Source organism: Denitromonas iodatirespirans (assembly GCF_018524365.1).
In the GTDB taxonomy this organism is placed as follows: Bacteria; Pseudomonadota; Gammaproteobacteria; order Burkholderiales; family Rhodocyclaceae; genus Nitrogeniibacter; species Nitrogeniibacter iodatirespirans.
In genome coordinates this window covers 1-22,878 of the sequence record NZ_JAEKFT010000001.1, presented here as the reverse complement: position 1 = coordinate 22,878, position 22,878 = coordinate 1, and the positions used below count along the sequence as shown (strand labels likewise).

The 22,878-nt window shown below is 65.3% G+C and carries 21 protein-coding genes and 1 pseudogene; 13 read left to right on the top strand and 9 right to left on the bottom strand.

Annotation, left to right across the window (positions count from 1 at the left end; translation table 11 throughout):
• Positions 1-265 precede the first annotated feature (265 nt).
• The 12 genes from gudD to I8J34_RS00055 all read left to right on the top strand — a co-directional run bounded on the left by gudD (position 266) and on the right by I8J34_RS00055 (position 14,264).
• Positions 266-1,606 (top strand): glucarate dehydratase, encoded by a 1,341-nt coding sequence (gene gudD, locus I8J34_RS00110; RefSeq protein ID WP_214359325.1) that lies wholly within the window; start codon positions 266-268, stop codon positions 1,604-1,606.
• Positions 1,607-1,653: 47 nt separating this feature from the next.
• Positions 1,654-2,448 (top strand): HpcH/HpaI aldolase family protein, encoded by a 795-nt coding sequence (locus I8J34_RS00105; RefSeq protein WP_214359324.1) that lies wholly within the window; start codon positions 1,654-1,656, stop codon positions 2,446-2,448.
• 23 nt (positions 2,449-2,471) lie between these two features.
• Entirely contained in the window at positions 2,472-3,362 is an 891-nt protein-coding gene (locus tag I8J34_RS00100; RefSeq protein ID WP_214359323.1) for a 2-hydroxy-3-oxopropionate reductase, read from the top strand.
• 28 nt (positions 3,363-3,390) lie between these two features.
• Entirely contained in the window at positions 3,391-4,656 is a 1,266-nt protein-coding gene (locus I8J34_RS00095; RefSeq protein WP_370661874.1) for a glycerate kinase type-2 family protein, read from the top strand.
• A 135-nt stretch (positions 4,657-4,791) separates the two neighbouring features.
• Positions 4,792-5,829 carry a type 2 periplasmic-binding domain-containing protein gene (locus I8J34_RS00090; protein ID WP_214359322.1) on the top strand — a complete coding sequence of 346 codons (1,038 nt, stop codon included), beginning with the start codon at positions 4,792-4,794 and terminating at the stop codon, positions 5,827-5,829.
• Positions 5,830-5,908: 79 nt separating this feature from the next.
• Positions 5,909-6,349 carry a tripartite tricarboxylate transporter TctB family protein gene (locus tag I8J34_RS00085; RefSeq protein ID WP_214359321.1) on the top strand — a complete coding sequence of 147 codons (441 nt, stop codon included), beginning with the start codon at positions 5,909-5,911 and terminating at the stop codon, positions 6,347-6,349.
• A gap of 18 nt (positions 6,350-6,367) precedes the next feature.
• The gene (locus I8J34_RS00080; RefSeq protein ID WP_214359320.1) at positions 6,368-7,870 is read left to right on the top strand and encodes a tripartite tricarboxylate transporter permease; all 1,503 of its coding nucleotides are present in this window, start codon (positions 6,368-6,370) and stop codon (positions 7,868-7,870) included.
• A gap of 158 nt (positions 7,871-8,028) precedes the next feature.
• A complete protein-coding gene (locus tag I8J34_RS00075; protein ID WP_214359319.1) occupies positions 8,029-9,141 on the top strand; it encodes an SMP-30/gluconolactonase/LRE family protein in 1,113 nt (370 codons plus the stop codon).
• Positions 9,142-9,154: 13 nt separating this feature from the next.
• Entirely contained in the window at positions 9,155-10,741 is a 1,587-nt protein-coding gene (gene garD, locus I8J34_RS00070; RefSeq protein ID WP_214359318.1) for a galactarate dehydratase, read from the top strand.
• 55 nt (positions 10,742-10,796) lie between these two features.
• On the top strand, positions 10,797-12,215 hold the full coding sequence (gene pyk / locus I8J34_RS00065) for a pyruvate kinase (protein WP_214359317.1): 1,419 nt from the start codon (positions 10,797-10,799) through the stop codon (positions 12,213-12,215).
• Between the two features lie 136 nt (positions 12,216-12,351).
• On the top strand, positions 12,352-13,290 hold the full coding sequence (locus I8J34_RS00060) for an AEC family transporter (RefSeq protein WP_214359316.1): 939 nt from the start codon (positions 12,352-12,354) through the stop codon (positions 13,288-13,290).
• 35 nt (positions 13,291-13,325) lie between these two features.
• Positions 13,326-14,264 carry a 2-hydroxyacid dehydrogenase gene (locus I8J34_RS00055; protein ID WP_214359315.1) on the top strand — a complete coding sequence of 313 codons (939 nt, stop codon included), beginning with the start codon at positions 13,326-13,328 and terminating at the stop codon, positions 14,262-14,264.
• 238 nt (positions 14,265-14,502) lie between these two features.
• On the opposite strand, the gene I8J34_RS00050 is transcribed toward I8J34_RS00055, so the two are convergent.
• From I8J34_RS00050 to otsB, 9 genes are all read right to left on the bottom strand, one after another.
• The gene (locus I8J34_RS00050) at positions 14,503-14,985 is read right to left on the bottom strand and encodes a hypothetical protein (protein WP_214359314.1); all 483 of its coding nucleotides are present in this window, start codon (positions 14,983-14,985) and stop codon (positions 14,503-14,505) included.
• A 25-nt stretch (positions 14,986-15,010) separates the two neighbouring features.
• Positions 15,011-15,391, bottom strand: a complete 381-nt coding sequence (locus I8J34_RS00045; protein ID WP_214359313.1) for a DUF6152 family protein — start codon at positions 15,389-15,391, stop codon at positions 15,011-15,013.
• A 369-nt stretch (positions 15,392-15,760) separates the two neighbouring features.
• Complete coding sequence (locus I8J34_RS00040) at positions 15,761-16,312, bottom strand: glutathione peroxidase (RefSeq protein ID WP_214359312.1); 552 nt, start codon at positions 16,310-16,312, stop codon at positions 15,761-15,763.
• Positions 16,313-16,627: 315 nt separating this feature from the next.
• Positions 16,628-18,019, bottom strand: coding sequence for an alpha,alpha-trehalose-phosphate synthase (UDP-forming) (locus tag I8J34_RS00035; RefSeq protein ID WP_214359311.1), 1,392 nt, complete (start codon positions 18,017-18,019; stop codon positions 16,628-16,630).
• Positions 18,016-18,798 carry an SDR family oxidoreductase gene (locus I8J34_RS00030; protein WP_214359310.1) on the bottom strand — a complete coding sequence of 261 codons (783 nt, stop codon included), beginning with the start codon at positions 18,796-18,798 and terminating at the stop codon, positions 18,016-18,018. The genes I8J34_RS00035 and I8J34_RS00030 overlap by 4 nt, the downstream gene beginning before the upstream one ends.
• Positions 18,791-19,486 carry a hypothetical protein gene (locus tag I8J34_RS00025; RefSeq protein WP_214359309.1) on the bottom strand — a complete coding sequence of 232 codons (696 nt, stop codon included), beginning with the start codon at positions 19,484-19,486 and terminating at the stop codon, positions 18,791-18,793. The genes I8J34_RS00030 and I8J34_RS00025 overlap by 8 nt, the downstream gene beginning before the upstream one ends.
• Positions 19,483-20,478 (bottom strand): Gfo/Idh/MocA family protein, encoded by a 996-nt coding sequence (locus I8J34_RS00020; RefSeq protein WP_214359308.1) that lies wholly within the window; start codon positions 20,476-20,478, stop codon positions 19,483-19,485. Before I8J34_RS00020 ends, I8J34_RS00025 begins: the two co-directional genes overlap by 4 nt.
• 13 nt (positions 20,479-20,491) lie before the next feature.
• Entirely contained in the window at positions 20,492-21,538 is a 1,047-nt protein-coding gene (locus tag I8J34_RS00015; protein WP_214359307.1) for a zinc-dependent alcohol dehydrogenase, read from the bottom strand.
• A 76-nt stretch (positions 21,539-21,614) separates the two neighbouring features.
• The gene (otsB, locus tag I8J34_RS00010; protein ID WP_214359306.1) at positions 21,615-22,301 is read right to left on the bottom strand and encodes a trehalose-phosphatase; all 687 of its coding nucleotides are present in this window, start codon (positions 22,299-22,301) and stop codon (positions 21,615-21,617) included.
• 453 nt (positions 22,302-22,754) lie between these two features.
• On the opposite strand from otsB, the pseudogene I8J34_RS00005 reads away from it, so the two are divergent.
• Positions 22,755-22,878: pseudogene (locus tag I8J34_RS00005) on the top strand (IS5/IS1182 family transposase); the annotation flags it as partial.

The window sequence follows — 22,878 nt, the reverse complement described above, 5'->3', positions numbered from 1 at the left end:
CACCCAGAAAGAGGTGCCACGCAGGACAGCGCCGGCACCCGGAAGGAGGAGACAAACATGGAGCAACTGCTGACCCACGGTGCGTCCGTCACCGGCTCAGCCGCCGTCGGCGCCCGCCACGGTACGTCGCTGCCTGCCCGGTCGACGCTCATTGTCGGCCGGCCCCTTCCTCCGAATGCTTTGCGCCTGATTGCGGCTTGCCCGCCGCGTCGGTAGCCGTCAGGCCGCCTGAATTGACGTTGCTTCTCCCCATTCGGAGCCTTTCATGAACACTTCCATTTCCGGCGCCCCGACCATCACCGAGCTGCAGGTCATCCCGGTGGCGGGGCAGGACAGCATGCTGCTCAACCTGAGCGGCGCCCACGGTCCGTGGTTCACCCGCAACATCGTCATCCTCAAGGACAGCGCCGGCAACACCGGCCTGGGCGAAGTGCCGGGCGGCGAGGCGATCCGCAAGACCATCGACGATGCGCGCGAGCTGATCGTCGGCAAGACGCTGGGCGACTACAACAAGGTGCTCAACGCGATGCGCAAGGCGTTCGCCGACCGCGACGCCGGCGGGCGCGGCCTGCAGACCTTCGACCTGCGCACCACCATCCACGCGGTCACCGCGGTGGAATCCGCCTTCCTCGACCTGCTCGGGCAGTTCATGAACGTGCCGGTCGCGGCGCTCCTCGGCGAAGGCCAGCAGCGCGACGCGGTGGAGATGCTGGGCTACCTGTTCTTCATCGCCGACCGCAACAAGACCAATCTCGCCTACCGCTCGGAGGCCGGGGCCGACAACGCCTGGTTCCGCCTGCGCAACGAAGAGGCGGTCACCCCCGAGGCCGTGGTTCGCCTGGCCGAAGCCGCGCGCGAACGCTACGGCTTCAACGACTTCAAGCTCAAGGGCGGCGTGCTCGCCGGCGAGGCGGAAGTCGAGGCGATTCGCGCGCTGCACGCGCGCTTCCCCGACGCCCGCGTGACGCTGGACCCCAATGGTGGCTGGCTGCTGAAGGACGCGATCCGCCTGTGCCGCGACCTGCACGGCGTGCTGGCCTATGCCGAAGACCCCTGCGGCGCCGAAGGCGGCTTCTCCGGGCGCGAGGTGATGGCCGAGTTCCGCCGCGCCACCGGCCTGCCCACTGCCACCAACATGGTCGCCACCGACTGGCGCCAGATGGCCCACTCGATCCAGCTGCAGTCGGTCGACATTCCGCTCGCCGACCCGCACTTCTGGACCATGCAGGGCTCGGTGCGCGTGGCCCAGCTGTGCGACATGTTCGGCCTGACCTGGGGCTCGCATTCCAACAACCACTTCGACATTTCACTGGCGATGTTCACCCACGTGGGGGCGGCCGCGCCGGGCAAGATCACCGCGATCGACACCCACTGGATCTGGCAGGACGGCCAGCGCCTGACCAAGGCGCCGCTGAAGATCGAAGGCGGCATGGTGCGTGTGCCCGAGCGGCCCGGCCTCGGCATCGAGATCGATATGGCCGAGGTCGAAAAGGCCCACCAGGCCTACAGGAACATGGGCCTGGGCGCGCGCGACGATGCGGTGGCGATGCAGTTCCTGATCCCCGGCTGGACCTTCGACAACAAGCGTCCGTGCCTGGTGCGCTGAGCGTGCGTCCCCAACCCCGAATTCAGCGCAACCTGGAGACAACGAACATGCGCGAAAACAGACTGCGAAAAATCTGGAAGGCCGGCGGCGCCGTCGTCAATGGCTGGCTGGCGATCCCGAACGGTTTTTCTGCCGAGACCATGGCCCACCAGGGCTGGGACTCGCTGACCATCGACCTGCAGCACGGCGTGGTCGATTACCTGGCCATGGTCGGCATGCTGCAGGCCATCTCCACCACCGCGACGGTGCCGGTGGTGCGTGTGCCCTGGCTGGAGCCGGGCATCCTGATGAAGACGCTCGACGCCGGCGCCTATGGCGTGATCTGCCCGATGGTGAACAGCCGCGAGGACGCCGAGAAACTTGTCGCCTGGACCCACTACGCGCCGCGCGGCACGCGCAGCTTCGGCCCGGTGCGCGCGCTGCTCTACGGCGGCGCCGACTACCCGCAGCACGCCAACGACACCATCGTCACCTTCGCGATGATCGAGACCGCCAAGGCGCTCGACAACCTCGACGATATCCTGTCGGTGGACGGGCTGGACGCGATCTACATCGGCCCCTCCGACCTGTCGCTGGCGCTCGGCTGCACGCCGACCTTCGACGATCTCGACCCCAAGGCCGCCGAGGCGGTCGACCATATCCTCGCTCGCGCCAAGGCCCACGGAGTGGTGGCGGGCATCCACAACGGTTCGTCGGAAGCCGCGCTCAAGCGCATCGCAAAGGGCTTCCAGTTCGTCACCGTCAGCTCGGACGCGCGGCTGATGGCCGCCGGCTCGCAGCAGGTGCTCGGATCGATGCGCGCTGCCCAGGCGCGCCCGCAGGCCGCCGGCGGCACTTACTGACACCCCTCCAGGAGAAACGCGACATGAGCAAGATCGGATTCGTCGGACTCGGGATCATGGGCACCCCCATGGCCGAACACCTCATCAAGGCCGGCCACGAGGTTTTCCTGTACACCATTTCGGATATCCCCGCGGTGCTGGTCGAGGCCGGCGGCAAAGCCTGCGTCAGCGGCAAGGACGTGGCGCAGAAGGCCGACATCATCATCACCATGGTGCCGGACACCCCGCATGTGGCCGCCGCGCTGTTCGACGCGAACGGCATCGCCGCGGGCCTGTCGGCGGGCAAGATCGTGGTCGACATGAGCTCGATCTCGCCGGTGGAGACCAAGAAGTTCGCCGAGCGCATCAACGCGCTGGGCTGCCAGTACCTCGACGCCCCGGTGTCGGGCGGCGAAGTCGGCGCCAAGTCGGCGAGCCTGACCATCATGGTCGGCGGCCCCGAGGACGCCTTTGCCACGGTCAAGCCGCTGTTCGAGCTGATGGGCAAGAACATCACCCTGGTCGGCGACAACGGCGCCGGGCAGACCACCAAGGTGGCCAACCAGATCATCGTCGCGCTCAACATCGAGGCGGTCGGCGAAGCGCTGTTGTTCGCCGCCAAGATGGGGGCCGACCCCGCCAAGGTGCGCCAGGCGCTGATGGGCGGTTTTGCCTCGTCGCGCATCCTTGAGTTGCACGGCGATCGCATGGTCAAGCGCACCTTCGACCCGGGCTTCCGCATCGAGCTGCACCAGAAGGATCTCAACCTGGCGCTCTCCAGCGCCCGCGCCATCGGCGTCTCGCTGCCCAACACCGCCAATGCGCAGGAGCTGTTCAATGCCTGCGCCGCGCATGGCGGCAGCGGCTGGGACCACTCGGCGATGGTGCGCGCGCTGGAGAAGCTCGCCAACTTCGAGATCGGCCAGCAGGCCTGATCCCTACGGTCCGCCGGAGCGACGCGCGATGATGAACCCCCGCGACCTGCTACGCGAGATGTTCGCCGCGGCCGTCCAGGCCGCCCAGTCGGCGCACTGCATTCCGCCGCACCTGCCGTCGCCGGGCGCCGGGCGCCTGGTCGTCATCGGCGCAGGCAAGGCCTCCGCGGCGATGGCGCAGGCGGTCGAGCGCCACTGGCCGGGCCCCTTGTCCGGGCTGGTGGTCACCCGCTACGGCTACGCGGTGCCGTGCGAGCGCATCGAGATCGTCGAAGCGGCGCATCCGGTGCCGGACGCCGCGGGGCGGGAAGCGGCGAGCCGCATCCTGGATCTGGTCGCCGGGCTCGGCGCTGACGACACCGTGCTGTGTCTGATCTCCGGCGGCGGCTCGGCGCTGCTGCCCTTGCCGCTCGCCGGGGTAACGCTGGAAGAGAAGCAGGCGATCAATCGTGCGCTGCTCAAATCCGGTGCCACCATCTCCGAGATGAACTGCGTGCGCCGCCACCTCTCGGCGATCAAGGGCGGGCGGCTGGCGGCGGCCTGCCATCCGGCCCGGGTGATCAACCTGCTGATCTCCGACGTGCCCGGCGACAACCCGATGGACATCGCCTCCGGCCCCACGGTGGCCGACCCGAGCACCTGCGCGGACGCGCTGGAGATCGTGCGCCGCTATGCCATCGAGCTACCCGCGGGTGCGCGCCGGCTGCTGGAAAGCGGCGAGGGCGAGAGCGTGAAGCCGGGCAACGCGCGTCTCGCGCAGGTCGACACCCGCCTGATCGCCACCCCGCAGATGGCGCTCGAAGCGGCGGCGCAGGTGGCCCGCGAAGCAGGCATCACCCCGTACATCCTGGGCGATGCGATCGAGGGCGAAGCGCGCGATGTGGGCAAGGTCATGGCCGGCATCGCCCGCCAGGTGGCCACCCACGGCCAGCCCTTCGCCACCCCCTGCGTGCTGCTGTCGGGCGGCGAGACCACGGTGACCGTGCGTGGCGAGGGCCGCGGCGGGCGCAACGTCGAGTTCCTGCTCGCGCTGGGCATCGCGCTCGACGGCCACCCCGGCATCCATGCCATGGCCGGCGATACCGACGGGGTGGACGGGCAGGAGGAAATTGCCGGCGCACTGCTCGCATCCGACACGCTGGTGCGCGCCTGGGCGCTTGGCATCAAGCCCATGGATGCCCTGCAGAACAACGACGGACACGGCTTCTTCGGCGCGCTGGGCGATGCCGTGGTGACCGGCCCGACATTGACCAACGTGAATGATTTTCGCGCCGTGATCGTCACGGGCGAGTGACACACCGGCGCGCAAGCGCCGGACAGGGACCGGGTTGGAGCGTGGCCCGCATGGATCGGCCACCAGCCCATTTTGTAGGCGGCGGTACGCCAACCGCCAATCTGCGTATCACCGCATCATGAGGAGACTTAGACAATGAAAAAGATTGCATTCGGAATGTGTCTTGCCGTGTCCACCGTTGCCGCGAGTTTCACCGCTGCGGCGGCCGATAGCCCGCTGCCCGGCAACGTGCGTATCGTGATCGGCTCTACGTCCACGGGCGGTGACACCTACCAGGTGTCGGCCATCGTCGCCGACGCGCTGTCGAAGAAGCTCGACATCAACGCCAAGGTCGATGCGGTCGGCCCCACCGCGGCGCTGCAGGCCATCGCCAAGAGCACCGACGGCAGCACCATCATGCTGTTCCACGACCAGTCCTATGTCGGCAACCTGTACGGCGTGCGCGGCTTCCCGGACATCTTCAAGGAATACAAGATCGGCCCGACGGTGGCGATCAACCCGGGCGACGCCTTCCTGGTGCCGGCCAAGTCGCCGTACAAGACCGTCGACGACATTCTCAAGGCTGCCGGCGAAGGCAAACGCATCCGCGTCGCCATCCAGCCCGGCGGCACCTCGGCGCTCGGCTACACGGCGCTGAAGAACGCGGTCGCGGTGCGCTTCCCGGGCAAGGAAGGCAATGTGGTGGCGGTGAACACCGGCTCGCAGGCCGACAAGAACCAGCTGCTGTTCGACGGCAACGCCGACGTGATCAACGGCTCGGTGCAGGGCAACGAGCAATACACCCGCCTGCCGGCCGACGACCAGAAGGCGATGCGCTTCGTGTGGATCACCGCCCGCCAGCAGACCCTGCAGCAGGCCAACCCGGAAGGCATGGGGCAGACCTCGCGTGAGCAACTGCTGACCTACGCGACGCCTGCAGCCTCGGTGACGCTGGACGGCAAGAAGAACTGGGCCTTCGACAAGGAGTTCTTCCTCATCTACAACGCCGACATCAAGCCGGAAGTGGTGGCGGCGCTGGACAAGGCGCTGGCCGAGATCTACGCGGACGGCTCGATCAAGACCACGCTGAAGAAGTCCTTCTTCATTCCCAACTTCATGCCGGCCAAGGACGCACAGGGCTACCTGAAGGCCAAGGCTGACGAGACCAAGGTCCTGATCGACAAGATCAAGTAAGCGCCAGTGGCGTACGCTGCCGGTCCGGCCGAGCGGCCGGCAGCGTACGCCCTCCAGAAGCGCAGAGGTGGATGAGGCAATGGAAAAAATCTCCGACTTCTTCAAGGTTCGCATCGACTTCGATCAGTCCCACCTGTTCTTCCCGACCATCGTCGAGTGGGTGCTGGTGGTGCTGATGCTGGCGATCGTCGTGACGCACGGGCGGCACTGGGTGGCGCGGTGGCGCGAAACCCCGTTGGGTGCACGCATCCGGGCCTGGGAGATCGACAAGCGGCGCCTGTTCGGCTGCCTGACGCTGACGCCGGTGTATTTCGCGGTCATGGAACCGGTCGGCACCATCTACCCCAATACCGGCGTCGGCTTCCTGCTGACGTCCTACGTCTATGGTTTTGCCCTGTCGTGGCTGTTCGTCCATGACAACAACCGTCGCAAGACCCTACTGATGGCGCTCAACGCGCTCGTTACGCCGACAGTCGTGTGGTTCGTGTTCGCCCACATCTTCCGCATCACCCTGCCGTAAGCGCGAGGAACCCATGTGATGGACGCAATTCTCTCTTCCCTCGACGTCACCTATTTCCTGCTGGTGACCCTCGGTACCGTCATCGGCATCCTGTTCGGTGCCATCCCGGGCATGACCGCGACCATGGCGGTGGCCGTGTGCCTGCCGATGACCTACGCACTGGACCTGAACCATGGTCTCGCGCTGCTCCTCGGCCTGTACGTCGGCGGCATTTCCGGCGGCTTGGTGCCGGCCATCCTGATCAACATCCCGGGCACGCCATCGTCGATCACCACCACCTTCGACGGCTACCCGATGACCAAGAACGGCGAGCCGGAAAAGGCGCTCAAGCTCGGCATCGCCTCGTCGCTGTTCGGCGGCCTGTTCAGCGCCGCGGTGCTGTTCTACTTCGCCCCCACGCTGGCCGACTGGGCGATCAAGTTCTCCTACGTGGAGAAGTTCTTGATCATCCTGTTCGCGCTCACCGTCATCGCCTCGCTGTGCAAGTCGCTGCTGGTGGGCATCTTCTCCGGCGTGCTGGGCATGTGGGTGAGCTTGTTCGGCGTGTACAACATGAGCACCGGTGGCAACGGCGAGCTGCGCATCGTGCCCGAGTTCCTGTCGCCCTGGCTGGAAAACGGCTTCTCGCTGCTGCCGCTGTTGATCGGGTTGTTTGGTCTTTCCGTGATTTTCGAAGAGGCGCAGAAGGGCGTGCATGACGAACACGCCGAGAGCGTCAAGCTCGCTGCGCGCAAGCGCTTCCAGTGGTCGGTGTTCAAGGGGCAGGTCACCAACCTGGTTCGCTCCTCATCGATCGGCACTTTCATCGGCATGCTGCCCGGCGTGGGCGGCAGCGCGGCCTCGGTGCTGGCCTATTCGCAGGCCAAGAACTTCTCCAAGGAGAACGACAAGTTCGGCACCGGCCATCCGCCGGGGGTGATCGCCTCCGAATCGTCCAACAACGGCCTCACCGGCGGTGCGCTGATTCCGCTGTTGTCGCTGGGCATCCCGGGTGACTCGACCACCGCGGTGCTGATCGGCGCCTTCACCCTGCAGGGTATCCAGGTGGGGCCGCTGTTCATCGGCGAGAACCAGACCACCTGGGACGTGATGATGATCGGCCTGGTCGCCGCCAATCTGGTGATGTTCCTGGTGATGTGGTTCGCGATCCGTCATATCGCCAAGGTCATCACCGTGCCGAAGTACTTGCTCTACCCCGGCATCATGATGATGTGCGTGGTCGGCGCCTATGCGATCAACAGCGGCATCATGTTCGACGTGTGGACCCTGCTCATCTTCGGCCTGTTCGGCTTCGTCGGCGCCAAGCTGGGCCTGGAGATCGCGCCCTTCATCATCGGCTTCATCCTGGGGCCGTCGGCCGAGGTCTATTTCGTCAAGAGCCTGGAGTCCTTCGGCACGCTCTCAATCTTCTTCACCAAGAGCCCGATCGCCGTCTTCCTGTGGGTGCTGATCGCGCTGTCGGTGGGGTACTCGATCTATAGCCACCGCAAAAACAAGCGCCTGACGCCATCCGGCAAGTGATGGCGGGCTGAATCCGGACGAGGACATGGCCCGGCGCTGCCGGGCAGGGCTTGCGTTGCGAGCCAGTTCCGGCACGACGTTTCTCCGCCAGGCCGCCCGCCGGTCTGGCGGCCCAAAAAAAAACGACTTCCCGCAGGGCATCAACGAGGAGACACCCCATGACGCAACAGCACGCCAATACCCGTCGTCACTTCCTGAAGGCCGCGGCCGGTGCCGGCCTGGCAGCGACGAGCATCCCGGTTTTTGCACAGGCGTTTGCGTTCAGTCCGAACCAGCGCTATCCGGATCCGGCGATCCAGATCCTGGACCCGGGTTTCGCGAAATACCGGGTCTATGCCACGTCGCTCGAACAGGTCGCCACGGGCATGCGCTGGGCAGAGGGCCCGGTCTATTTCCCGGGCGAGAATGGCGGGCCGGGCTACGTGCTGCTGAGCGATATTCCGAACAACCGGATCATGAAATACAGCGAAAAGGACGGCAGCTTCACGGTCTTCCGCAGCCCGTCGAATTTCGCCAATGGCAACACCCGCGACCGCCAGGGGCGCTTGATCACTTGCGAACATTCGGGGACGCGTCGGGTCGTTCGCACCGAAAAGAACGGCGAGATCACCGTGCTGGCCGATGCCTACGAAGGCAAGCAGCTGAACGCGCCGAATGATGTGGTGGTCAAGTCGGACGATTCGATCTGGTTTACCGACCCGCTCTTCGGCATCAACGGCGAATACGAGGGCAGCCGTGCGAAGCCGGAGCAGGCCACGACCAACGTCTACCGCCTCGCACCCGATGGCCGGCTCAACGCGGTCGTGACCGACCTCGTCAATCCCAACGGCTTGGCCTTCAGCCCCGACGAATCGAAGCTCTATGTCGTCGAATGGAAGGGCTCGCCAAATCGCAGCATCTGGCGCTTCGACGTGAACGCCGACGGCACCGTGTCGAACAAGACCAAGCTCATCGACGCGGCGGACTTCGGTGCGCTCGACGGTTTCAAGGTGGATCGCGATGGCAACCTGTGGTGCGGCTGGGGCAGCAACGGCGCGCTCCAGCCCGAACCCACGGAAGTGGGCGGTCGCCAGGTCTTCCAGCTCAAGGGCAAGCCCGAGGACCTCGACGGCGTGATGGTCTTCAGCAGCCAGGGCAAGCCGCTGGCGCATATCCGCCTGCCCGAGCGTTGCGCCAACCTGTGCTTCGGCGGGCCGAAGAACAACCGGCTCTACATGGCCAGCAGCCACTCCCTGTACGCCTTGTATGTCGAGACGCACGGTGCCGTCTGAACAGGACACGACCATGACGCACGCTTCCGCCTCCCTTCCGCGCACGATCCGCATCCATCCGGACGACAACGTGGCGGTTGTCGTCAACGACGGCGGCTTGCCCGCCGGCACGGTGCTCCCCGACGGGCTGACGCTGCGCGAGCACGTGCCCCAGGGGCACAAGATCGCCCTCACGGATCTGGCCGCCAGCGCCGCGGTGCTGCGCTACAACGTCGCCATCGGCTACGCGCAGCAAGACATCGCCGCCGGCAGCTGGGTGCACGAGCGCTTGCTGCGCATGCCGGCCGCGCGCGCGCTCGACGGGCTACCGATCGCCACCCGCCAGCCCGCGCCCTTGCCGCCGCTGGAGGGCTATACCTTCGAGGGCTACCGCAACCCGGACGGCTCGGTCGGCACGCGCAACATCCTGGCCATCACCACCACGGTGCAGTGCGTGGCCGGCGTGGTCGATTTCGCCGTGCAGCGCATCAAGGCCGAGCTGCTGCCCAAGTACCCCAACGTGGACGACGTGGTCGGGCTCGAACACAGCTACGGCTGCGGCGTCGCCATCGACGCGCCGGACGCCATCATCCCCATCCGCACCCTGCGCAACATCAGCCTCAACCCCAACTTCGGCGGCGAGGTGATGGTGGTCAGCCTGGGCTGTGAGAAGCTGCAGCCCGAGCGCCTGCTGCCGCCCGGCAGCATCCCCATCCTCGACGAGCGCAACGTCGCCGACGTGGGCCTCACCGCCAACCCGGAACTCGACGTGGTGTGCCTGCAAAGCGAGCATCATGTCGGCTTCATGTCGATGATCGACAGCATCCTGGTCACGGCCGAGGAGCACCTCGAACGCCTCAACGCCCGCCGGCGCGAGACCTGTCCGGCCTCCGAGCTGGTGGTGGGCGTGCAGTGCGGCGGCTCGGACGCCTTCTCAGGCGTCACCGCCAACCCGGCGGTGGGCTTCGCCACCGACCTGCTGGTGCGCGCCGGTGCCACGGTGATGTTCTCGGAAGTCACCGAGGTGCGCGACGGCATCGACCAGCTCACCGCGCGCGCGGTGAATGCCGAAGTGGCCGAGGCGATGATCCGCGAGATGGCCTGGTACGACGCCTACCTCGACAAGGGGCGGGTGGATCGCAGCGCCAACACCACGCCCGGCAACAAGAAGGGCGGGCTGTCGAACATCGTCGAGAAGGCGATGGGCTCGATCATCAAATCGGGCACCGCGCCGATCAGCGGCGTACTGTCGCCGGGCGAGAAGCTCGCCCAGCGCGGCCTGATCTACGCCGCCACGCCGGCCAGCGACTTCATCTGCGGCACCCTGCAACTGGCCGCCGGGATGAACCTGCACATCTTCACCACCGGCCGCGGCACGCCCTACGGGCTGGCCGAGTGCCCGGTGATCAAGGTCGCCACGCGCTCGGACCTCGCGCGGCGCTGGCACGACCTGATGGATGTCAACGCCGGGCGCATCGCCGACGGCGAGATCGACATCGACGGCCTCGGCTGGGAGCTGTTCCGCCTGATGCTGGAGGTGGCGAGCGGGCGCAAGACATGGGCCGAGCACTGGAAGCTCGCCAACGCGCTGACGCTGTTCAACCCGGCGCCGGTCACCTGAGGGGCGGCCGCATGCCCGCTCGTCGAACCCGCACACAGAGATGGAAAACCCCCTGATGAAACGCGACCGCAAAGCCAAGATTCTCGCCACGCTGGGCCCGGCGAGTTCTTCCGAAGAGACGATCCGCGCCCTGTTCGAGGCCGGGGCGGACGTGTTCCGCCTCAACTTCAGCCACGGCAGCCATGACGACCACAAAGCGCGCTTCGATCTCATCCGCGCGCTGGAGCGGCACAGCGGCCGGCCGGTCGGCGTGCTCGCCGATCTGCAGGGCCCCAAGCTGCGCGTGGGCGCTTTCGCCGATGGCCCGGTGCAGCTGGTCGAGGGCGACACCTTCCGCCTCGACCTCGACCGCGCGCAGCCCGGTGACCGCACGCGGGTGGCGATGCCACACCCCGAGATCTTCGATGCGCTGGTCGAGGGCACCGACCTGCTGCTCGACGACGGGCGCATCCGCCTGCGCGTCGAGCGCTGCGGGGCCGACTTCGCCGAGACGCGTGTCATCGCCGGCGGCGCGCTCTCCGACCGCAAGGGCGTGAACGTGCCGGGCGTGGTGTTGCCGCTCTCGGCGCTCACCGACAAGGACCGCGCCGACCTCGACTACGCGCTGCAACTGGGCGTCGACTGGGTGGCGCTGTCCTTCGTCCAGCGCCCGGAGGACATCGTCGAGATCAAGGGCATCGTGCAGGGGCGCGCGGGCATCGTCGCCAAGCTGGAAAAACCCGCCGCCATCGGCAGCTTGGCGGCGATCGTCGCTGAAAGCGACGCCATCATGGTGGCGCGCGGCGACCTCGGCGTGGAGATGCCGCCCGAGGAGGTGCCGGCGATCCAGAAGCGCATCGTGCGCGCCTGCCGCCAGGCCGGCCGCCCGGTGATCGTCGCCACCCAGATGCTCGAATCCATGGTCGGCACGCCGGTGCCCACGCGCGCCGAAGCCTCGGACGTGGCCACCGCGATCTACGACGGCGCCGACGCGGTGATGCTGTCGGCCGAGTCGGCCTCCGGCAAATATCCGGTGGAGGCGGTGCGCATGATGGACCGCATCATCGCCCAGACCGAGGCCGACCCCTACTACCACCAGGCGATCGACGCCGCGCAGACCCCGCCCGAGCCGAAGAAAGCCGACGCCATCGGCGCCGCGGTGCGCGACATCGCCGCGCTGCTGCAAGTGGCCGCCACCGTGGCCTACACCAGCTCGGGCTATTCGGCGCTACGCATCGCCCGCGAGCGCCCGCAGGCGCCGGTCATCGGCATGACGCCGCGGCGGGCCACCGCGCGCCGGCTGGCGCTGGTCTGGGGCGTGCATGCGGTGCTCTGCCACGATGTGCAGAGCGTCTCCGAGATGAGCGACCTGGCCTGCGACACCGCGCGCACGGCGGGCTTCGGCCGCTCGGGCGACACCGTGGTGATCGCCGCCGGCATGCCCTTCGGCGCCTCGGGCACCACCAACCTGTTGCGCATTGCGCAGATCGACTGATCGCTGCTGCGCCGCCACCGCACCGGCGAGACCGGCGCGCCGGTGCGCCGCGGCATCCCCTCAGCATCAACGGCGTGGTCGCGGGGTTACGCAACAGCGGCTGAGGCCGCCGGATTCTGCCATCGGAGCATAGCGCGTGAGCCAGGTCATCGAGATCATCCTGCCGGTGTTCGGCATCCTCGCGCTGGGCTACGCGTCGGCCCGCGCGGGCAAGTTCGACGACCATGCCAACCGCGGCCTGTCGTTGTTCGTGTTCGGGTTTGCGCTGCCGTTGCTGCTGTTCCAGTCGATTGCCGCCGCGGAGCTGCCGGCACAGATCCCCTGGGCCTATCTTGCCGCCTATTTCGGCGGCACCCTGGCCACCATGGCGCTGGCCATGGCGGTGGGGCGTTGGTGCTTCGGCCGCCGGCTCGACGAGCAGGGGGTGATGGCGCTGGGGGCGGGCTTCTCCAATACCTCGATGCTCGGCATTCCGCTGGTGCTCACCGCTTTCGGTGCGCAAGGGGCGCTGCCGATGTTCATCCTGCTCGCCGTGCACAGCCTGATCCTGCTGCCCATCGTCACGGTGGCGATCGAGACCGGGCGCGGCAAGGGGCAGGGCCTGGGCAAGACCTTGTCGGCCATCCTGCGCGGCCTGGCGGGCAACCCGATCATCCTCGCCCTGGCTGCGGGGCTGATCAGCAACCTGGCCGGCCTGAGCCTGCCCAAGGTACTGCTGGCGGTCATCACGCCGCTGGGCTCGGCTGCCGTGCCCTGCGCACTCTTCGCCCTGGGCGCCTCGATGGCGCGCTACAAGGTGGCCGGCCAGCTCGCCGAGCCGCTGTCGCTGGTCGCCTTCAAGACCGTGGTGCACCCGGCGCTGGTGTGGCTGCTCGCTACGCCGGTGTTCGGCCTGCCGGATCTGTGGGCTGCGGTGGCCACCGTGCTGGCCGCCCAGCCCACCGGCATCACCGCCTACCTGTTCGGCCAGCGCTACCAGGTGGTGGTCGAATCGTCGGCGACGACAATCCTGCTGTCGACCGGTTTTTCTGCCGTCACGCTGTCGGTGCTGGTTCTGCTCCTGGTGCCGTCCTGAGCGCGGCGCTTGCCCCCTGATGAGGCATCGAGACGATGAAGATCCCCCTGTTGCAGACCTCCGCCCTGTCCCCGGCGCTCGATGCCGCGCTGGCCGATGCCTACGACGTGCATCGCCTGTGGGAGCAGGACGACACCGCCGCTTATCTCGCCCGGCATGGCGCGCGCATCGAGGCGATCGCCACCTCGGCGCCGGTCGGCGCCTCGGCCGAACTCATCGCCGCCTTGCCGGCGCTGCGGGTGATCTCGTGCCGTGGGGTAGGGCTCGACAAGATCGACCTGCAGGCCGCCCGCGAACGCGGCATCGCGGTGAGCGGCACCTTCGGTGTGCTGACCGACTGCGTGGCCGATCTCGCCTTCGGGTTGATGATCGACGTCGCGCGCCGGATCTCCGCCGCCGACCGCTTCGTGCGCGACGGCCGCTGGCAACGCGAGAAATTTGCGCTCACCCGTCGGATCAGCGGTAAGCGTCTGGGCATTGTCGGGCTCGGGCAGATCGGCCGTGCCATCGCTCTGCGGGCGGGCGGGTTCGGCATGCGCGTCCGCTACACCGGCCGCAAGCCGGTCGACGGCGTCGACTACGGTTTCGAGCCAGACGTGGTGGCACTGGCCTACTGGGCAGACTTTCTCGTGGTGTCGGTATCGGGCGGGCCGCAAACGCGTCACCTGATCGGCGCGTCGGTCCTCGATGCGCTGGGCGCCGAGGGTTTTCTGATCAACATCGCGCGGGGTACGGTTGTCGATCAGGCGGCCTTGGTGGCCGCGTTGAGCGCCCGGACCATCGCCGGCGCCGGCCTGGACGTATTGGAAGGCGAGCCCGACGTGCCCGGCGAACTGCTCGTCCTGGACAACGTCGTGCTCACGCCGCACATGGCCAGCGGAACGCGGGAGACGCGGCAGGCCATGGAGGCCCTGCTGCTGGAAAACCTGCAGGCCTTCTTCCGCACCGGCAAGCTCGTCACGCCGGCGCTCTGAGGCGTTTCGGGCGCGGGCGTCGGTGCTTGTCGGCCCAAAGCAGGCCGTCGCCTGCACCCCGCCAGCCGGCGCGCAAACGACCGCTCCATGCTGCAAGCTGCCGGACGGTCGATGTGCGTAACTCGGCCTCGGCCACCGCTTGTGTTTTGCCGATGACCGTAAGCGCGCTATCCACTACCGCGCCGACGGGCACTTCTTTCCTACCGGCAGGGCTGATCGGGTCGATCGGGCGCGGGCTTTACCGATAGCCCACCAGCCGCCCCAGGATGAGCACCACCAGCCAGGCGAGCAGCGAGACGGCGGCACCGGCACGAACGCGGCGCGGCAAGGCGTGGCCGGCGTCGGCCGCGCGCAGACAGGCGTGAAAGCCGCTCAGGCGCAGGGCCAGTGCATTCAAGGTGGCGAGCGCGACGACGGTCATTTTGGTGACGAACAGGTCGGAGGCCGCATAGTCGCTGGCGCCGGTGACGAAGAGTAGGGCGCCGCACACGGCGGCCAGCAGCAGGCCCGCAGCGGCGCAGCCGGCCAGCACCCGGCAAAAGGGCGCCAGCGGCACCGCGGGCCAGGCGCCCAGCAGGCGTAGATCCATGGGCACGATGGCACCCACCAACAGCGCCACGCCCAGCACATGACCCGCATTGATCAGCGGATACACCCACTGCGAGCGGCTCAGCGCGGTGGCAAGTGCGCTGGCTTCAAGCGTGGCGAGCAGCGCTTCCACAGGCGCGCACCGTCCGCGTTGCCAATCAGGAGTCGCGATCCGGGTAGAGGTTGTAGCTCTTGTCGTCGATGACGATGCGCTCGGCCTTCATGACGCGCCGCGCCGGGTCGCTCGCGCGGTGGCCGTGGGCGGTGATGCGCGTACCCACGCGCAGCAGATCCTCGGTGAGCCCGGCGCGCTGGTTGCGCCACGGCTGCCCCACCTCGACCTCCCAGCGCTCGCCATCGGCATCCAGCGTCAGTTCGCCATGCGGATTGCCCAAGCGCACCGCGGTGATGGTGCCGGAGAGTTCAAATTCCTGATCGCTGGCCCAGCGCCAGCCATGATGAGCCCAAGCGCCCGAGGCCAACACCAGGCCGGCCAACAGCGCGAGCGCCGCCAGCCAGGTGCGCGAAAGAGTAGGCATGTGCATGATCCGTTCCTCCGTGTCGAGACGATCGCCGCGCAGGGCTCCTTGGCCGTGCGCGATTCAACTTCGACAATGCAAGGCGCAAAAAGCGCCCGCCGCCCGTCAGGCGCAAAGCCGCCGCCGTTTGCTGGCGCTGCAAGCGGAGCCGGCACCGTGGCTGCGCTTGGGCGCGCCACGGCCGCAGTCTTCCACCGGCCAAGAAGATGGACCGGCTGTGCACCTCACCTCACGGCACCAGGCATGCTCCGCCCGGATGCACCGCCAGCCAGACCGTCGCCGCGCCGCTGGGCAGTGCGGGGGCGAGACGATGCGCTCGACAATCGGGAGCGAGCATTGGAAGGCCAGCGGGGCAAACCGCAAACGCCCTCAGAGCATCCGCTCGATCGCCGCGCGCACCTGGGCCGCATCCGGTTCGACCCGGCTCGGGAAGGTGGCCACCACGCGGCCATCGCGATCGACCAGATACTTGTGGAAATTCCACGCCGGTGCCTCCGAGCGGCGCGCGAGTTCGCCGAATAGCGGATGCGCCCCCGTGCCGCGCACGTGGATTGGGGCGAACATGTCGAAGGTGACGCCGAAGTTCACAAAGCAGACCTCGGCCGCCTTCGCTTCATCGTCGGCTTCCTGGTCGAAGTCATCCGAGGCAAAGCCGACCACCCGCAGGCCCCGCTCCTTGTAACGCTGGTGGATCGCCTCGAGCGCGTGGAACTGCTTGGTAAAGCCGCAATGGCTGGCCGTGTTGACGACGAGCACAGGCTGTCCGGCAAAGCGGTCGGCCAAGCGCACCACCTCGCCCGAATGCAGGCGGCGCAACTCGTGCGCAAACAGCCCGGCAGACGCCTCCCCGGCCGGCGCAGTGGCCGGGAGCAGCGTGGCAAGTAGGGCGATCAGGGCAGGGAACAGGGTGCGACGCAACATGATCGAGGTCTCCGGTCGGGGGTGTTCCATAGACCTTTCAAAGGCGCTGCTGGTTCAAAGGTGCGGGAGGGAGGTGGAAGCGGAGGGGGGTTGATGTTCGATTCTGAATGGCGGCCTCCGGCCAGGGGCAGACAGTCGAGAACTCCGGAAAGCAGCGACCCGACTGTCTGCTGCTCCCCAAAACCTGGCGGAGAGCCAATTCACTCAACTCGACCTTTAGAGCCGTTAAGGGAATCTCCAAGCGACTGCACGCACCTGATTGCAAAACTGATGTACGACATATGCTTGCCATATAACCATGCTAGCCTCCCTCGGTCAGACGGACTCCAGATCGTGGAGGAAATTGCCGGCCCAGACATGGACATTCTCGTCCCGCACATTGTCGGCCAGTCGTTCCCAACGGCTGCGGCGTTCCTCAAGCGGCATGTCCATCGCGGCCCGGATCGCTTGGGCGATTTCTACGGGATTGTGGGGATTGACGATCAGCGCCGAATCCAGCTGGCGCGCGGCCCCGGCGAAGCGAGAAAGGATCAGCACGCCAGGATCGAGGCGATCCTGCGCCGCGACATACTCCTTCGCGACCAGGTTCATCCCGTCGCGGAGCGGCGTAACCAGTGCGATCCGGGCCGCACGATAGAGGCCATAGAGTTGCGCCTGGCTGAAACCGCGCTTCACATAGCGGATCGGGTCGAATTCGACTTCCGAAAAGGCGTCATTGATCTGCCTAGTCTTCCGTTCAAGCCGCGCGCGGATATCGCGGTAACTCTTCACATCCTCCCGGCTGGGCGGAGCGATCTGCACGAAGACGAGGTCGTGCGTCCGTTCGGGATGGCGTTCGAAGAAGCAGCCGATGCCATCGAGGCGCTCAGGCAGACCCTTAGAATAGTCGAGGCGGTCGACCCCGATCATGGCTATGCGTTCACGTGTGCTGGACCTCAGCCACCAAGCAGCCTCCTGCGCCTCGGGTGTATCGGCAAGCGCGGTGAAGTGATCGAAATCAATGCCAACCGGATAGACGCGGGCGTGAGTCGTCACACCCTCATACTTGATCCGACCACTTTGCTCGTCCACCGCCGCACCCAGATCCTTGCGGCAATAATGAAGGAAATTCTCCAGCCACTCGTCGCACTGGAAGCCGATAAGGTCATACTTCAGCAAGGACGATACAAGCCGTTCGTGAAACGGCAGCGAGGAGAACAGCCGAACCGGGGGCCAAGGGATATGCAGGAAAAACCCGATCCGGTTGGCGATTCCACGCATTCGCAGCCCCTTACCCAGCGCCATCAGGTGATAATCGTGGACCCATACTAGGTCGCCGGGGCCGATCAGCTGCGCAGCACAATCGGTAATTCGCTTATTGACCCGTTCATATCCCTTGCCGAAGTTCCGCTCGTACCTTGTCAGGTCCAACCGACAATGGAACAGCGGCCAAATCGTGGAATTAGCATACCCATTGTAATATTCCTCCACATCCTGCGGTTCGAGGTCAATTGTCGCTTTCCTTATGCCGTCGCGGTAGTTGATGTGCACGTCTCCCGTGAATTCGCCCCGCTCATTGCCGGACCATCCACACCAGGTGCCACCACGACGCTTGAGCACTGCTTCAAGCGCACCTGCCAGACCGCCTTGCGCACCGGGCGCCCCGCGCCCTGTCAGACCAGAAACGCGATTGGAAACGACAACGAGCTGGTCACGCTGCCCGGTCAAGGTCTTCCTATCACCGGAAACTGTTCCACCTCGCAAACCGATCCGGAGACCGGTGCAGATCGGGGAGAAAGCCAGAAGCAGACATGCTCAGCCACTTCACTGGGCTGTAGGATGGTTCCACGCGGGGCATCACGCGGGGAAATGTGCTCGCGCCAGTCGGCGCCGCCACCGGTCGAACGCTGGAGCGCGTCCTCTCCCTCGGTATCGGTCCAGCCGACGTTCAGCTGGTTGATGCGGATGCCCGTGCCCGCAAGGCTGTTGGCCAGATTGCGGGTCATCGTCATCAGCCCGCCCTTTGCCATGGCGTAGGCAGAGAGTTCAGGGAGACCACAATAGGCATTGATCGATCCGATATTCACAAGCGAACATGGTTTGCCATTTTTCAGCGCCCGCCCAATCACGGCCTGGGCTAGGAAAAATGGAGCACGCAGATTGAGTTGCATGACTTTGTCATAGAGCTCCGGTGAAGTATCGGTCACTCCGCCGCGCGGATAGGCTCCCGCGTTGTTAGCCAGGCCGTCCAACCGCCCAAACCGCGCCATGGTCAGTCCCACGATTGCATCTGGCGCCTCTGCATCGGTCACATCGGCTAGAAGAAAGTGAAACTGCTTCTCGGCATCAGCCAGCATGTCGGCGCCTGGCAATGCGCAATTGTCAACGCCGAGCACGCAGGCGCCCTGAGCCAGCAGGCGATCTACTGTGGCGAGACCAATCCCGGCAGTAGAACCGGTAACGATGAAGGCAAGACCGTTGAGCGCGCGGGCACCATCATCATCCATTGCCCTTCCCCAGTATGCAGGCGAGATCGTAGGCCTTCGCAAACGATGCCTTGTAGTGCCGGAAATTTATCCCGACAGCGATGGAAACTCCAACCAGAAGACCGGTATAGCTGCCCACCGCTAGATACCGGTAGATCGTCTCGAGCGGAGCCGCTAGTCTAGTGACAGCGTCGACGCCTACAGCGCAAAGGAGCAGGAACGCCAGGACGATTAGCGCTCGAAGCGGATAATGCGTCCAGCTGCGATGGAACAGTTGGGCCACCAGATCTTCCCAGAACGCAGGCTTGTCCCCGGTCAGATCCTGCATCTTCTCTTCGAGGTATTTGCGATAACCGCCAAGCTGATAGACGAGTTCGTAACGTTGGATGCCCTGGAAGACGACAATGCTCAGCGCAAAGGGCCCAAGCGCAACGATCTTGTGGGCGTCGACCGAAATGCCGTAGGTCATCACCGCACCCAGGATCAGGATCGCAATATTCAGCAGCCGCTCGTTCGATTGCATTAGTTCGATGATTTCCAACCTGCACCCTTCGTAGTGCGACATCAGCGAATCCAGTTGCTGGTCCGGGGATGGCCTTTCTTCGGTTGGAGCCGGCTTTCCTGCACCAACATCTGTCTTCACCACGGACGTGCGTGGCGTCTTTGCAGGTTTCGCCGGTGTTTCCGGCTTGGGATTCTGGTCGCTCATCGTAGTCCAAGACTCTCCCGCAGTAGTTGAACATTTTCGGCCAGAGCAATGGAATCTGTATGGCTGAAGTATGGACTCTCGATCAGGCCATTTTGCCAACACCGCACCACTTCCCGCAATTGCGGCGCATAGTCGGACTGGGAGCGGTGCAATTCGCGCTGCGTGCTACCAAGATAGGGTGACTCGGTAAATGGCGGGTCGTCTATCGCCTGAAGCAGGGAGATGCATTCACTGCGCCAGAATGGCTCAGCCATGTCGATGACGCCCTGGCTGCCATAGATGATTGCCTTCTGGCAGACCGGCAATTCGAACGAGAGTAGCAGTTGCGCCACCTTGCCACCAGCATATTCTAGCATGGCGCAGACATGGCTCTCTACGCCGGATGCTGCGCGTCGGGCAATGGTATGGCTCGTCTGAGGCGGACCCAGAAATGCAGTTGTCAGCAGCAGCGGATAGGGCGCAAGATCGTATATGCAGCCGCCGCCCTGCGCGGGATCGAACAGCCGCGATCGGTTTGCGAATGGCATCCTAAAACCGAAATCGGCGCGGATGAACTCCACCGATCCGATAGTGCCGCTGTCAATTTCGCGCCGGACCTTGAGAAAGGACGGCAGGAAGGCCGTCCACATCGCTTCCACCAGCAGCACGTTGCGCGCACGCGCCAGCGCGGTCAGTTGCTCTGTCCTTGCGGGAAAAAGTGTCAGCGGCTTTTCGCAGAGGACCGCCACGCCAGCTTCAAGAGCGACGCTGGCAAGATCAAAATGTGCTTCATTGGTCGCGGAGATATAGACGATATCCACCTCGCCCGAATACAACATCTCCGCATAGTAGCGGTAGGTCCGGCCGAGGCCGAACTCCTCAGCCAGCGCCTGCGCCCGTTCGAAAGTGCGCGAATGAATGCCTGACACGGGATAGGACAAGCGTGCGAGCGTGCGCGCAATGACCCTTGCCATCCCTCCGGCACCAACCAACCCCCAACGTGGTAACGCCATCCCGCGGCCTCCTTCAGTCGAACAGCACGGCGGTTTTCATGCGATTATCGTGTGCGTGGTTGGTGAATGCCTCGTTCACTTCGTTCAGATGGCCGAATTTAGTGACATTGGTCACCAATGGTGCCGGATCGACGATACCGCATTCGAGCATCCGCAACGCCGATCGCAGCACGGCCGCGGTACGCCACATGGGAAAGCGCCGCATATCGAAACCGGCGGCCAGCAGCTGCAAGCCTTTGGATAGCACTAGCCAGTGATTCAGCGGCTGGGGCCGCTCTGGCGCGCCATAGAGAAGATATTTGCCACCCGGCCGCAACAGCCGCATGGCCATTGAGCGGACATCTTCACCAGGCAGCCCGCCGATATCCGGCAGCAGGTCAATCACCATATCGACAGCATCACCTTGCGTGTCTCGCTCGAGCCGATCGATTTCTGAACCTCCATTCCCGGGGTCGAACACAGATTCCGCACCGAGTTGACGCGCCAGTTGCCGCCGATAGGGGTGGACTTCCAGCACAACGATCTCGCCGCAGCCAAACGCGCGCAAGGCCTGGATCGCCAGCAATCCGCAAGTCCCCGCGCCCAGCACGGCGACCCGGTCCCCCGGTTCAGGTGGGTAGGAATAGAGCAAGCGTAGCACCGCTGTCAGAGGTTCGGCGAGTGGCGCGAGATGAAGCGGGATCGTGCGCGGAACCACTGCGACTGCCGCCCCGGTGGCATCGCAGAAATGACGGTTGGTATAGAAGACCCGCTGGTCTGAGCTGCTGGTCACAGGGGAGATTGCACGGAATTCGGCAAGACCATCAAAATCCGTCTGGCCCCAATAAGTCACCAGATCGCCGATTTTCATGCCTGGAGCCGCACCACGCACGTCCACCAATTCTCCGACATATTCATGGCCGGGAACAATCGGCCATGGCCCATCGGGTGTCGCCAGACCGCGCCAATAGGCGACATCAGTGGCGCAGATCGAAACGCTGACCGTGCGCAGCAGGATCTGGCCCGGCGCAAGGATTGGAATAGGCCGCGGCCCAAGTCGCAGGGCTCCGGGCCGGTCCATTATGTAGCAATCCATAGTGTTTTTGCTGCACACGGCCAATCTATCTTCTCCCGCTCTATCCACGGAATCGACTGAACTACAATTCCAGCCAATGATGAACCCCTTTCACATCGGGTAGGCAAAAGCGCGCGCGAGTGCCTCTTCTAAGCCCGCCCACCAAGATACCGAAGCCACCCAGTTCCTCCGCAGCACGAAAGCCGTCCTCGTCGGTGACGTCGTCGCCGATAAAGAGGGGCAATGCTCCAGCAAAGGGAGCTTCGGCCATGAATGCCAACACTGCCCTGCGCTTGTCCGCGCCGGGATGGACTAGTTCGACCACGCACTTGCCGCGCTTGCATTCCAGGCCATGCTGCCGCGCGATTTCGGCGGCATGAGCCACTGCGGCCTCCTCCTGCCCTGGATCGGCGCGGAAATGGAGGGCCGCGCCAAAAGCCTTGCGCTCGATCGTCACCAGCGGATGCTGTGCGGTGAAACCCGCCAGCACCTCCACAATTGATGTAGGAATCGGCGCCGGTACATCACCAAGGCGCGAGCCATCAGCACGGATACGTTCGATCCCGTGCGATCCTGCACAGGCCAAAGCGAGCTGACCCAGATGGCCGGCCAAGTCCTCCAGCGAACGCCCGGTCACCAGTGCCAGCCGCCCATCCAGTCGCCGGGAAAGATCCACTAACCGCTCGCCGAACCGCTCCGGCACCGCGATCGTATCGTTTGTCGGGGCAATCTCCACCAGCGTGCCATCGAAATCGAGCAGGATCGCCACGCGCCGCCTTTTGCGGAGGGTGCCTAGAGGCGGCGGAGCGACGGAAGCTTTGGCTGAAACCATCACTTTGAAGCAACTTGAGCCGTGCGCCCATGTCCAACCGCATTGCCGGTTTGCACCGGCGAATACGCAGCATGCAAGGCCGAAAGGACGGCCAATTTGCTCCAGAACGTGGCGGTGGCACAGAAAAGCATCATCTCATCATGTTTATAGCAACCTAAAGGAAGGATGCCATGACATCGATTCTCACCCCACACCTGCGCGGCAACGGACAGGAAGGCTGTTTGCAGGCCGTGCTGAACATCACCGATGCCAGATCGCGAGCGTGATGCCCGTTCTGAAAATGGATGCAAATGGCCTAGGGAAACGCTGATTATTTCGTTTGCATATCGCCCCACGGGCGGCTCTGTTTGAGACAATACGCATAGTTCCTTCACGACGGTGACGATCCCGATGCAATCGAGCTTCTCCGACCTTGAGTACGCGGCCAAGAAGAAGATGACGCGCCGCGACCGGTTCCTTGCCCAGATCGAAGCGGTGACACCGTGGGCGGCGCTCGAAGCGCTGATCGAGCCGC